Origin of the sequence: Motiliproteus sp., from assembly GCF_965230735.1 — a bacterium.
Lineage (GTDB): Bacteria > Pseudomonadota > Gammaproteobacteria > Pseudomonadales > Balneatricaceae > Motiliproteus.
This window is the reverse complement of record NZ_OZ246016.1, coordinates 801,673-813,318: the sequence shown is the minus strand read 5'-3', so window position 1 is coordinate 813,318 and position 11,646 is coordinate 801,673. Positions and strand designations below refer to the sequence as shown.

Annotated in this window: 13 protein-coding genes; 6 read left to right on the top strand and 7 right to left on the bottom strand. The window is 59.8% G+C overall.

The annotated features are described in order from the left end of the window. Positions 1-14: 14 nt before the first annotated feature. On the bottom strand, positions 15-971 hold the full coding sequence (locus ACO05M_RS03895; protein ID WP_421868028.1) for an inorganic triphosphatase: 957 nt from the start codon (positions 969-971) through the stop codon (positions 15-17). Positions 972-1,146: 175 nt separating this feature from the next. Here ACO05M_RS03895 and ACO05M_RS03890 point away from each other — a divergent pair, with 175 nt between their 5' ends. The 6 genes from ACO05M_RS03890 (at position 1,147) to argA (ending at position 7,280) form a co-directional block, all read left to right on the top strand. After that, positions 1,147-1,827, top strand: a complete 681-nt coding sequence (locus tag ACO05M_RS03890) for a TIGR00153 family protein (RefSeq protein ID WP_421868025.1) — start codon at positions 1,147-1,149, stop codon at positions 1,825-1,827. A 20-nt stretch (positions 1,828-1,847) separates the two neighbouring features. Beyond that, a complete protein-coding gene (locus ACO05M_RS03885) occupies positions 1,848-3,113 on the top strand; it encodes an inorganic phosphate transporter (protein WP_421868022.1) in 1,266 nt (421 codons plus the stop codon). 179 nt (positions 3,114-3,292) lie between these two features. Then, positions 3,293-3,760: a c-type cytochrome gene (locus tag ACO05M_RS03880; RefSeq protein WP_421868019.1), complete on the top strand. Its 468-nt coding sequence runs from the start codon at positions 3,293-3,295 to the stop codon at positions 3,758-3,760. Further along, positions 3,757-4,617 carry a c-type cytochrome gene (locus ACO05M_RS03875; protein ID WP_421868016.1) on the top strand — a complete coding sequence of 287 codons (861 nt, stop codon included), beginning with the start codon at positions 3,757-3,759 and terminating at the stop codon, positions 4,615-4,617. The genes ACO05M_RS03880 and ACO05M_RS03875 overlap by 4 nt, the downstream gene beginning before the upstream one ends. A gap of 93 nt (positions 4,618-4,710) precedes the next feature. After that, complete coding sequence (argE, locus tag ACO05M_RS03870; RefSeq protein WP_421868014.1) at positions 4,711-5,895, top strand: acetylornithine deacetylase; 1,185 nt, start codon at positions 4,711-4,713, stop codon at positions 5,893-5,895. Continuing rightward, positions 5,892-7,280 (top strand): amino-acid N-acetyltransferase, encoded by a 1,389-nt coding sequence (argA, locus tag ACO05M_RS03865; protein ID WP_421868011.1) that lies wholly within the window; start codon positions 5,892-5,894, stop codon positions 7,278-7,280. The genes argE and argA overlap by 4 nt, the downstream gene beginning before the upstream one ends. Positions 7,281-7,304: 24 nt before the next feature. Here argA and ACO05M_RS03860 read toward each other — a convergent pair whose 3' ends face one another. The 6 genes from ACO05M_RS03860 to ACO05M_RS03835 all read right to left on the bottom strand — a co-directional run bounded on the left by ACO05M_RS03860 (position 7,305) and on the right by ACO05M_RS03835 (position 11,644). Then, a complete protein-coding gene (locus ACO05M_RS03860; RefSeq protein WP_421868008.1) occupies positions 7,305-8,651 on the bottom strand; it encodes an ATP-binding protein in 1,347 nt (448 codons plus the stop codon). A 7-nt stretch (positions 8,652-8,658) separates the two neighbouring features. Continuing rightward, positions 8,659-9,336, bottom strand: coding sequence for a response regulator transcription factor (locus ACO05M_RS03855; RefSeq protein WP_114696354.1), 678 nt, complete (start codon positions 9,334-9,336; stop codon positions 8,659-8,661). Positions 9,337-9,373: 37 nt separating this feature from the next. After that, complete coding sequence (locus ACO05M_RS03850; protein WP_421868005.1) at positions 9,374-9,658, bottom strand: PepSY domain-containing protein; 285 nt, start codon at positions 9,656-9,658, stop codon at positions 9,374-9,376. A 34-nt stretch (positions 9,659-9,692) separates the two neighbouring features. Continuing rightward, entirely contained in the window at positions 9,693-10,313 is a 621-nt protein-coding gene (locus ACO05M_RS03845) for a glycine zipper 2TM domain-containing protein (RefSeq protein ID WP_421868002.1), read from the bottom strand. A 336-nt stretch (positions 10,314-10,649) separates the two neighbouring features. Then, positions 10,650-10,844 carry a YgaP family membrane protein gene (locus ACO05M_RS03840; RefSeq protein WP_114696357.1) on the bottom strand — a complete coding sequence of 65 codons (195 nt, stop codon included), beginning with the start codon at positions 10,842-10,844 and terminating at the stop codon, positions 10,650-10,652. Between the two features lie 125 nt (positions 10,845-10,969). Beyond that, the gene (locus tag ACO05M_RS03835) at positions 10,970-11,644 is read right to left on the bottom strand and encodes a Crp/Fnr family transcriptional regulator (protein WP_421867998.1); all 675 of its coding nucleotides are present in this window, start codon (positions 11,642-11,644) and stop codon (positions 10,970-10,972) included. Between the last annotated feature and the right edge of the window lie 2 nt (positions 11,645-11,646).

Sequence of the window (11,646 nt, the reverse complement as noted above, 5' to 3'; positions counted from 1 at the left end):
AACGAGAGGTTCGATCAGCCCTGAGATTGTTGATACAGCCAGCGGCTGAGACGCAGCAGGCAGACACCCAGGTCACGGCTATGAAGCCACTGCTGGCAACTCTCCCAATCGTACGTCACCTCAAGCAGACTGTGTAGCCGTTTGCCCTGCTCCAGCAGCAATTGACCCAGTGACGGCTGGGCTTCGGCCAGCTGCCGGTGTAATCCCTGCAGACATTGTTGCGCCTGGGGCAACAGTTGCGCATCAGCATTGAACTCGAACAGCTCCAGCAGCGCCTGCAACCGTTCGATCAGTTGCCCGACTACCGCCGGATCATCGGATTCCGCGGTCGACTCCGGCAACGGCGGCACCGGACGAGCCCGATCCGGGCTATGCAATCGGTAACCTTTTTCGGCTTTGCTGATCCGACTGACACGCAACGGCACCTGATCGGCCAACTTTTCAGCCAGGTCGAACAGCGCACCGGTTTCACCCTGCTTGAGCTCCAGCTCGATCTCACTGATCGGATCATGCCGACCGGCAGCGATGACCTGGCCCTGGTCCAGCACCAGCTCGATCTGGGTTGTCTGGCCTTGATAGGGATAACTCAGCTGCCAACTGGTGCGTTGAAAGTCGGTGTTGAAGGCGGCACCCAGCTGTTGCAGCGGGATATCCTGGGGCAGTGCCTCAGCCGGTAGTTTATCCAGCTCCAACTGTTCACCCGCCACATCCCACTCCCACTCCTGCCGCTGGTGCAGTCCCCCCTGGCTGCTGCCTCGGGTTTTCAGGGTTTGGATAAACCGCTCGCCGATGCGGCGAATCCGTAACGCCACCCGGTGTCGATTCAGCTGCTGATCGGGTGTATCGAAGTAGCAGTTGAGCAACGAATCCTGGCGCACGCCATCGCTATACTGTTGTAGCAGAGGCAGCTCCGCGAACAGTTGCTGGGCGTCCACCGGAAGGCTGAGTTTCAGCTCGATCTCACTGGGCATGATTGGCCTCCATGCTGACAACAAAAACCGGTTAGCGTCTGATGTATATCAATTGTGACATTTTGATGACAATTGGGTGAAAGTTGGCTGAATTTATTTGTGTAAAAAAGCTACAAAACGATGACAGCCGACCTTATACTTGCGCCAAATTTTCTAACCCTAGAGGTGGTTCACTATGGTTGCAAACAGTTCCTTTCTAAACATGTTTGCCCAATCTCCGGTTAAACCGCTGCAGACCCATATCGAGAAGGCCCATAGCTGTGCTGTTGAGCTGATCCCCTTCTTCGACGCAGTGTTGAGCCAGGATTGGAACCAGGCCGAGAAAGCCCAGCAGCGCATCAGTGATCTTGAACACGAAGCCGACACGCTCAAGCAGGACCTGCGTCAGCACCTGCCCAAGAGCCTGTTTATGCCGGTGCCGCGTTCCGATCTGTTGGAACTGCTACGGATGCAGGACCAGATCGCCAATAAGGCCAAGGACATTGCCGGCATCATGCTGGGCCGCCAAATGCAGATTCCGGCTAGCATGGCCGATCTGATGATGGAGTACCTGAAGGGCTCCATCGCCGTTTGTGAACAGGCGGTTCAGGCACTGAACGAACTGGACGAGCTGGTCGCCACCGGCTTCCGTGGTCGCGAGGCTGACGTGGTGGAGAAGATCATCACTCGCCTGGACGAGCTGGAAACCGCCACCGATGAGCGTGAACGACAGCTGCGTCATCAACTGTTCGAACTGGAAAAGGATCTTCCTCCCATCGACGTTATGTTCCTGTACAAGGTCATCGACTGGGTCGGTGAACTGGCCGACCGGGCCGAGCAGGTAGGTAGTCGCTTCCAGCTATTGCTGGCCCGCTAGAACACTTCCGAGGAAAGATCATGGAAATTATTAGCCAGTACGGTGACGTACTCGTCATCCTTGCCTGTGTGGTTGGTTTCTTTATGGCCTGGGGCGTTGGTGCCAACGACGTGGCCAACGCTATGGGTACCTCAGTCGGCTCCAAGGCGCTGACCATCAAGCAGGCGATTATGATCGCCATCATCTTCGAATTCGCCGGTGCCTACCTGGCCGGTGGCGAAGTCACCAAAACGATCCGTAAAGGGATCATCGATCCGAGCATGCTCAGTGGCACGCCGGAACTGCTGGTATTCGGCATGATCGCCGCTCTGCTGGCCGCCGGTATCTGGCTGCTGATCGCGACCCACTTCGGTTGGCCGGTCTCCACCACCCACTCCATCGTCGGTGCCGTGGTTGGCTTTGCCGCCGTGGGTATCTCCGTCGATGCGGTGGCCTGGGGCAAGGTCGGCAAGATCGTCGCCAGCTGGGTGGTCTCGCCGGTACTCGCGGGTAGCCTCGGTTATCTGCTGTTCCGATCGGTGCAGAAATTGATAATGGACACGGCGGACCCGTTCGCCAACGCCAAAAAATACGTGCCGGTCTACAGCTTCCTGGTCGGTTACATCATCGCGATGGTGACCTTTACCAAGGGTCTCAAGCATATCGGCCTGGGCGTCAGCTTCGGTGAGGCGGCGCTGTATTCTGTCGTTGCCGGCCTGGTGGTGTTCTTCCTGGCCAAGCACCTGCAAAAAAGCATCACTCAAACCGAAGAGGAAAACCGTGACTACCACTTCACCAGCGTGGAGAAGGTGTTCGGCGTACTGATGATGTTTACCGCCTGTGCGATGGCCTTCGCCCACGGCTCCAACGACGTGGCCAACGCCGTTGGCCCGCTGGCTGCGGTTGTCAGCATCGTCGGTGCCGGTGGTGAGATCGCCCAGAAGAGCGCCATGCCGTCCTGGATTCTGCTGCTCGGCGGCGGCGGTATTGTTCTCGGCCTGATCATGTACGGCCACAAGGTTATCGCCACCGTCGGTAACAACATCACCGAACTGACCCCGAGCCGCGGTTTTGCCGCAACCCTGGCGGCGGCCACCACCGTGGTTATCGCCTCCGGTACCGGTCTGCCGATCTCCACCACCCACACCCTGGTGGGTGCGGTACTGGGTGTGGGTATCGCCCGTGGTCTGTCGGCGCTGAACCTGCGCGTCGTCGGCACCATCTTCATGTCCTGGATCGTGACCCTGCCGGCTGGTGCCGGTCTGGCGATCCTGATCTTCTTCACCCTGAAGGGGATCTTCGCCTAAGGCTTAGCCATCCAGGCAACATTAGATCCAGTAACGGCGGACAGCGAAAGCTCTCCGCCGTTTTTATTGGTTGCGGCTATTTGTTGCAGCGATGGGTTGCAGCTTTTGATTGCAGCGGCGAATCAATCGTTCTACCTTCATCCCAAAACCCACCCGTTATTGATTTAAAGGACTCCCCGATGTCTCGACGCCACACCACTCTGCTTACCACCCTAGCCGGCCTGCTGCTGTCGGGCTCTCTGGCTGTACAGGCCCACCAGGGGGCCACCGGGATCGTCAAAGAGCGGATGGATTCGATGAAAGCGATGGGCGATGCCATGAAAGCGATGTCGGCGATCGTCAAAGGTAAGCAGCCGTTCGAGTTGGAGACCTTCAGCCGAGGCTCGGCCACGATTCTGGAACATAACCAGCATCTGCTGATGATGTTCCCGGAAGGTTCGGCCACCGGAAAATCCGAAGCGTTGCCGAAGATCTGGCAACAGTGGCCCAAGTTCGAGCAGCAGGCCGAAACCAGTCGTGGCGAAGCTCAGCGGTTGGCCGATCTTGCCGCTCAAGAGGCGGACTTCAAAGCCCTTCGCAAGCAGTTCGTGCTGCTGGGCAAGAGCTGCAAAGGCTGCCATACCGACTTCCGTAAACCGAAAAAATGATCCGACGCTCCGGCTTAATTCTACTGTTGACGCTGCTACTGGTACCGACAGCCCAGGCTGACCCAGCCGCCATCCAGCGCGGTGCCTACCTGTTCGCCCTCGGTGGCTGCGCCTCCTGCCACACCGATGCCGACAATGGTGGAGCACCGTTGGCCGGTGGCCTGGCGATGGCCACACCGTTCGGCACCTTCTACACCCCCAATATCAGCGCCGATCCGCAGCAAGGTATCGGCGCCTGGAGCGACGCAGACTTTATCCGCGCCATGCGTCGGGGGATCAGCCCCGAGGGTGAGCACTATTACCCCGCTTTTCCCTATACCGCCTACAGCCTGATGAGCGACGCCGAACTGCACGACCTGAAGGCCTACCTCGACAGCCAACCCGCCAGTGCCGAGCCGTCGAAACCGCACCAGCTCAACTTCCCGTACCGCTACCGCAGTCTGTTGGGGCTGTGGAAATGGCTCTACCTCGACGATCGGCGCTTTCAACCCTCCCCGGATCAGAGCGCGCAATGGAACCGTGGCGCCTATCTCGTCAACGGCCCCGCCCACTGTGTCGAATGCCACAGCCCTCGGACCTGGCTGGGCGGGCTGGAGCGGAAGCGTCTACTCGAGGGCACTCCCGACGGACCGGAAGGCGAATCGGTGCCGGGATTGACCGCCAACAGCAATCCTGAGTTCGGGCATTGGCAGGATGAAGATATCCGCTTTGCGCTGGAAACCGGGATGATGCTCGACGGTGATTTCTTCAGCGGCTCGATGGGCAAAGTGGTCGACAACAGCACCTCGCAGCTGAGCGAAGCGGACCGTGCCGCCATTGCTGTGTATCTCAAATCCTTCGCCAAGCCGTCGCAATAGCACCCAATCCCCCGCCAATCCGTGAAGAACCTTTATTTTTGCGCCCCGATGGCGGCAGAATAGTGAATTAGCCACTGATTGCCGGGTCACCCCATGAACGCCGTTCCCTCGTTAACCGAGATGCTGCAACAGTTGATCGCCACGCCGTCGATCAGCTCGACCCTGGACGAGCTCGACACCAGCAACCTGGCGGTAATCGAGAAGCTCGAAGGCTGGCTCGATGGATTGGGATTTCACACCGAGGTATTGCCGGTCGAGGGTCATCCCGGCAAAGCCAACCTGATCGCCACTCTCGGCAGCGGCTCCGGCGGCCTGGTGCTGTCGGGCCACACCGACACCGTGCCCTTTGATGCCGGACGCTGGAACCACAATCCGTTCAAGCTGACCGAGCATGACCAGCGCTTCTATGGCCTGGGCAGCTGTGACATGAAGGGCTTTTTCGCCCTCGCGATCGAAGCAGCCCGGCAGTTTGTCGACCAACCGCTGCAGCAGCCACTGATCATCCTGGCGACCGCCGACGAGGAGACCAGCATGTCCGGTGCCCGGGCGCTGGCGCTGGCCGGTAAACCCAAAGCCCGCCGGGCGGTGATCGGCGAGCCGACCGGACTGAAGCCGGTCTACCTGCATAAGGGCATGATGATGGAGCGGGTGCGACTCACCGGTCGGGCCGGCCACTCCTCTAATCCGGCATTGGGCAACAATGCGATGGAAGCGATGCACCGACTGATCGCCGAGTTGCTCCAATTCCGCCAGGAGCTGCAACTGCAATACCAGAACGACGCCTTCGAAGTCGCGGTCCCGACCCTCAATCTCGGCTGTATCCATGGTGGCGATAATCCCAATCGGATCTGCGGCCACTGTGAGATGGATTTCGATCTGCGGCCACTGCCGGGGATGGAGCTTGAGGCGCTAAGAGATCAGATCAAGCACCGTTTGGCGCCGATCGCCGCCGATCTCGGGGTTAAACTCGAGGCCAAATCGCTATTTCCCGGAATCCCCGCATTCAACAATCAGCCGGATTCCGAGCTGGTTCGCTTAGCCGAAAAACTCACCGGAAAACCGGCAGAAACCGTCGCGTTCGGCACCGAAGCCCCCTTTATGCAACAACTGGGGATGGATACCATTGTGCTCGGGCCCGGTTCGATCGACCAGGCCCATCAACCGGATGAGTTTTTGGCCTTCGACCAGATCCAGCCCACCGTTGAGCTGTTGCAACAACTGATAATCGATAGCTGTCTGTCACTCCAGCCAGCCGTTCAGGAGGAACCCCGCGCGTGAGCCAAGTCAGCGCTACTATCGCCAACCCAGGCGCCGGCACCAATCCCAGCGCCAACGCTAACGCGAACTACGTCGAGTTCTTCCGTCACTGCTCGCCGTACATCAATGCCCATCGCGGTAAGACCCTGGTGTTGCTGCTCGACGGCGATGCCCTGACCGACGGCAAATTCAATAACATTGCCAACGACCTGGCGCTGCTCAACAGCCTCGGTCTCCGCCTGGTGATCGTCCATGGCGGTCGCCCGCAGATCGAATCGCAACTAGCCCAACGGGGAATCAAGTCCCAACTGCACCGGCACCTGCGAATTACCGACGGGCCAACCCTGGAGTGCGTCAAAGAGGTGATCGGCGGACTGCGGACCGATATCGAAGCGCGGCTGTCGATGGGCCTACCCAACTCGCCGATGCACGGGGCCAAATTGCGGGTGTGCAGCGGTAACTTTATCGCCGCCAAACCCCTGGGTGTGGTCGACGGCGTCGACTACTGCCACACCGGTGAAGTGCGTCGGGTCGATAGCAGCTCGATCAACCATCTACTCGATCAGGGCTCGATGGTGCTGCTGTCCAACCTGGGCTACTCCCCCACCGGCGAAGTGTTCAACCTGGCGATCGAAGACGTCGCCGCCCAAGTGGCGATCGCACTGAAAGCCGACAAGCTGATCTGCTTCGGCGAGGATAATGGCATCGTCCATGACAGCGGCCAACAGCACTCCGAACTGCTGACCAAGGCCGCCGAACGGTTGCTGCAGCAATATCTGGACGGACTGACCGATTCGCAGCAACCCCATAGCCAGCTGGCCCGCCAACTGACCGCCGTGACCACCGCCTGCCACGGCGGGGTCGATCGCGGCCACCTGATCAGCTACCACCAGGATGGGGCGCTGCTGCTGGAGCTGTTTACCCGCGACGGCACCGGCACCATGGTGCTGCAGGAGAGCTACGAGCAGGTACGCCAGGCCGGCATCGACGATGTCGGCGGGATTCTGGAACTGATCCGGCCGCTGGAGGAGCGCGGGGTGCTAGTTCGGCGCTCGCGCGAACTGCTGGAGACCGAGATCGACCGCTTCGTGCTGGTCGAACGTGACAACAGCATCATCGGCTGCGCGGCGCTCTACCCCTACCAGGATGGCTCGGCCGAGCTAGCCTGCGTGGCGGTCAGCGACGACTATCGTGGTGGCAACCGGGGGGACCGGATGCTGAGCCAGATCGAACAGCAGGCCCGTGCTCAGGGAATCGAGCGGTTGTTTGTGCTTACCACCCGCACCGCCCACTGGTTTCAGGAACGCGGCTTTGTCGAGGCGGATCTGAGCACTCTACCCAAAGGCAAGCAGGCGCTCTACAACCTGCAGCGTAATTCCAAGGTGTTTGAGAAGAGTCTGGGCTGAGTCGCCAAAGCCGAACCGCCCCGACTAGCGGGGCAATTGCAGACAGAAACTGGCGCCGCCGAGGCTTTCGCTGCGCCCCAGGGTCAGGGTGCCGCCGTAGCTGCTGAGAATATCGCGCAACACAGACAGGCCGATACCCTGCCCAGGTGCGATCGAATCGGCGCGGGTGCCCCGCTGAATGATCAGCTCACCCAGCTCGTCGGCCACCCCCGGGCCGTCGTCCTCGATCCGAATCAACAACTGCTGCGCTCCGGTCTCGATCTGTACCTGAACCCGGCCGGCGCCATACTTAAATCCGTTGTCGATCAGGTTGCCGAGCATCTCCATCAGGTCCCGCTCGTCGCCGGTAAAAGACTCGTCTTCGCCGATCACCTCGAAACTACGGTAGTTATCCGGATAGACCTTGGCCATCACCAGACCGATACGCTCGGCTACCGGGCGAACCTGGGTGCGTTGCAACAGTTTTTGCGCCGATGCCGAACCGGCCCGACCGAGCTGGTGATTGATGATCTGCTCCATTCGATCCACCTGCTGTTGCAGCAGCTCGGTGTTGGTCGGCGCAGATCGATCCGTCTCCACTTCATTCCGCATCACCGCCAGCGGCGTTTTGAGACTGTGGGCCAGATCGGCCAGGGTGTTGCGGTAACGCTGGCGTCGGCCGCGTTCGGTTTCCAGTAGCAGGTTGAGGTTGTGGGTCAGCGGCTGAACCTCCTGGGGGTAGCGTCCCTCCAATTGGTTCTGATCGCCGGTCTCCATCGATTTGATGTCCTGAGCCATCTGCTGCAACGGCTGTAATCCCCAGCGCATCAGCAGCGCCTGGGCTGCCAACAGCAGCAAGCCCAACAACGCCAGTCCACTCCACAGGTGGAATCGAAACTCGCGTAGCGCGGCCCGAAAACGATCCGGTCGCTCTAGGGTGCTGAAAACAAATTCGGTCACCTGCCCGGACTCGATTTCCCACAACACCCGGTAGCTGTAGAAGAACAACCCCATATCATCGACCCCGAACAACGCCTGTCCCGGCTCGGGCTTGGATTGCAGCGGTTGCAGCTCCGCCCCGAGACTGGACTCGGAGCGCCACAGCAGCTTGCCGTCGGCATCGCTGACCAGCCCGAACAGACCGGAGCCGGGTTGACTGAAACGCGGTTCCTGCAGGCTTGGCGGCATCCACAACACCCCGCCACCGGCTTCGGCGGCGCCCAACAGCACGTAGGTCTGCAGCTCCAGCCGCTCGCGCACCGTCTGCTCCAGACTGCGGCTGTAGGCCTGATCCAGAATCAGCGCGGTCAGGCCGATAATCAGCGGCAGCAGTAGACAGGACGCCAGCCCGAGACGGGCATTGAGGGAGTAGGGGATCCGCAGTCGCAACACAAGCAGATCAGTCGGCGCTCAACACAAACCGGTAACCGCGACCGCGCTCGGTGGCGATCGGTTTCAGCTCGCCGCTGGGATCGAGCTTCTTGCGCAAGCGGGTGATAAAGACTTCGATCACGTTGCTGTCGCGATCAAAGTCCTGATCGTAGAGGTGCTCGGTCAGCTCGGTCTTGGAAACCACCTTGCCGGCCTGATGAATCAGGTATTCCAGGGTGTTGTATTCGTAGGCGGTCAACTCCAGCGGCTGCTCCTGCAGGTAGACCCGCTTGGCGGCAGTATCGATCCGGATCGGGCCGTAGTTGACGCTGGGGCTGGCCTGACCGGCCGATCGGCGCAGCAGCGCGTTGACCCGCGCCAGCAGCTCCTCAATATGGAAGGGCTTGGTCAGATAGTCGTCGGCACCGGCTTCCAGACCTTCCACCTTATCCTGCCAGTCGCTGCGGGCGGTCAGAATCAGGATCGGCAGGCGGCTGCCCTGCTCACGGATACGACGAATCAGCTCCAGTCCGCTCAGCCCCGGCAGTCCCAGGTCGATCACGGCCAGATCAAACTCCCACTCCTGGGCCAGATAAAGCCCCTCTTCACCGTCAGGCGCCAGATCGACCGCATAATTGCGCGACTTCAGCGCCTCACCCAACTGCTCACGCAGCGCCTGTTCATCCTCAACTACCAGAACACGCATCGTTGTCCCCTTTCGTTATCCTTTCCAAGCTGGCGGTTTACTGGCGCCCTTTGAAGGGCAAGTCCTTACCGCTGGTGGCGTCGATCAGAATCAATTTAACCCGCCCGGAAGGCTGCAGCAGCTTGACCCGATAGGCCATCTTGTTGCCACTGCCGACCCGCTGAAGATCCAACACCTTGCCGCCGTAGCGTTGCTGCACCAACTCAGCGGCCCGGTCTCTGCCGATTGGATCGGCTGCCTGCACGGTCGGCGTGGTCAGCATCAACAGCCCCGTTAACAACGACACACCCACACTGCGAACAAGTTGATTATTCAGGGTCAAACCGGACTAGCCTCCATCGGCCGACGTGCTGCAATCAGAACACCGGCCTTACCTGTACCTGGACACGAATTTTGTTCCCCGGATCATAGTCCATGCGGGTATGGTATGTCTCTCCCCGATAGCGGTAGCGGACATCGTAGCCGGTAATCCGCTCCTCCCAGTGAGTTTCGTAGTGGGTATCACAACGCTGTTCGGTGCGGTATTCCGTTCGGGTCGCCGGCTGGTGGTGCTGACGCCCCAGATCCCGTCCGATGGATGCTCCCAGCAAACCACCGGCAATCGCCTTGATGGTGCGGTTGCTCTTGTGGTGATTGCTGCCCAGGCTGCTCCCCAGCGCGACACCCGCAATGCCACCGAGAATCTCCGGGGTACGTGATCGGTAGCCACCATGGGTCGGCACCTCGTAGGCCACCTCCTCCTGCCAACAACTCTGGTAGGGCACTTTGCGCGATACCGATCGGGTCACCGGCTCGACCGACACCACTTTGGCATAGTCGTATCGAGCCTTTCCTTTCTGGTAGTTGTGATTCTGATACTTGTGATCACCGCGGTGGCCGGCCTCGGCCATCACCGGCGCAGCAATCAAAGCGCTGATCGCCAGCCCCAGCAGCATGCTCTTGAATGGACGCTTGGTTTTGTTGAGATGAGTGTTCATCGTTCTGTCCCCTGTTAGCGTTTCTAAACACAGATTAGGGCGCGATCAATGAATACTGACTGAACTGGAAATAGAAAACCGACATCGCGGCATTTGAGCAGACATAGCAGTGGAGCCGCGGAGACAGAAAAAAACGGCAGCGTCGGGTTACTAACGCTGCCGTAAGGGGCATAACCAAATTTCAGGACCTTGGCGCCTTACATCTGGCCAGGAAGACTGCGGCAGACTCCCTTCCAGCCCAAACCATCGAAAAACAGGTCGGTCACCGACCCCGGACGTCAAGCCTGACGAGGCCAGCCTCGAGCAGAACCCTAGCCCGTACCGATTAGAATCGGATCAGGAGTCGCACTTGCGGCAGGTGCTGATACCGAAGATCCGGTAAGCCGGACAGAAGTTGATCAGTGCGGTCAGCAAGGGCACCAGGCCAACCCAGCCCCAAGGGGTCTGCGGGCCGATGAAAACCAGGGAGATCAGAACCAATCCGGCAACGATGCGCAGGATCTTATCGACAGTGCCAATATTCGCGTTCATAGGAAGGCTCCTTATCAAGTCGCTTGAGTGCCGTACGGCAGATGGAGCTACTTTAGTCGAGCCTAATGGAGAGTTCAGTGACTAGGTCACATAAGGGCGAATTAGTGGCGGATGAAGAAGCCGGCTCAGCCCTGACAATCGAGCAGGGTTTCCAGTCCGGCCAGATGTTCGACCCGGATGGTTCCGCGTCCCAGGCTGATCCAGCCCTGACGTTCGAAACTCTTGAGCTGGCGACTGACCACTTCTCGGGCCGAGCCCAGTTCGATCGCCAACTGCTGGTGGGTAATCTGCACCTCGATCCGTTCACGGCAGTTTTCGATCAGATAGCGGGCCAGGCGTAGGTCGATCCGTTCGAAGGCCAACTGCTGAACCAGCCGGATCAGGTCGCTCAACCGCTCGCCATAAGAAGCGAACACAAACCGACGTAAGCCTTCCGAACCGGCCAGCGCCTGCTCAAACCGCTGCCGCGGAATCGCAAACGCCTGTACCGTGGTCTCGGTAATCCCTTCGGCCGGATAGGCATCGTGCCCCATCAGGCAGGCGGTGGTCAGCACGCAGGTGCCACCCTGATCAATCCGGTACAGCAGAATTTCACGTCCGCTGCTGCCGCGCCCGATCACCTTGACCTGGCCGGCGGCGACCATCAGAAAATTTTGGCAAGGATCACCAACCCGGAACACCGACTGCCCCGGCGGTACCTCCAGCAACATCGCCTCGGACAGAATCGCCCGACCCTCGGCATCATCAACGCCGGCCAGGGTCGGAAAGTGCATTTCGAGCAGCGGATGGAGTTCGCTCATGG

Bases quoted from the DNA above. Each gene is read 5' to 3' on its own strand.
- ACO05M_RS03895 (WP_421868028.1), bottom strand. From the start codon at position 971: ATGCCCAGTGAGATCGAGCTGAAACTCAGCCTTCCGGTGGACGCCCAG.
- ACO05M_RS03890 (WP_421868025.1), top strand. From the start codon at position 1,147: ATGGTTGCAAACAGTTCCTTTCTAAACATGTTTGCCCAATCTCCGGTT.
- ACO05M_RS03885 (WP_421868022.1), top strand. From the start codon at position 1,848: ATGGAAATTATTAGCCAGTACGGTGACGTACTCGTCATCCTTGCCTGT.
- ACO05M_RS03880 (WP_421868019.1), top strand. From the start codon at position 3,293: ATGTCTCGACGCCACACCACTCTGCTTACCACCCTAGCCGGCCTGCTG.
- ACO05M_RS03875 (WP_421868016.1), top strand. From the start codon at position 3,757: ATGATCCGACGCTCCGGCTTAATTCTACTGTTGACGCTGCTACTGGTA.
- argE (WP_421868014.1), top strand. From the start codon at position 4,711: ATGAACGCCGTTCCCTCGTTAACCGAGATGCTGCAACAGTTGATCGCC.
- ACO05M_RS03855 (WP_114696354.1), bottom strand. From the start codon at position 9,336: ATGCGTGTTCTGGTAGTTGAGGATGAACAGGCGCTGCGTGAGCAGTTG.
- ACO05M_RS03845 (WP_421868002.1), bottom strand. From the start codon at position 10,313: ATGAACACTCATCTCAACAAAACCAAGCGTCCATTCAAGAGCATGCTG.
- ACO05M_RS03840 (WP_114696357.1), bottom strand. From the start codon at position 10,844: ATGAACGCGAATATTGGCACTGTCGATAAGATCCTGCGCATCGTTGCC.
- ACO05M_RS03835 (WP_421867998.1), bottom strand. From the start codon at position 11,644: ATGAGCGAACTCCATCCGCTGCTCGAAATGCACTTTCCGACCCTGGCC.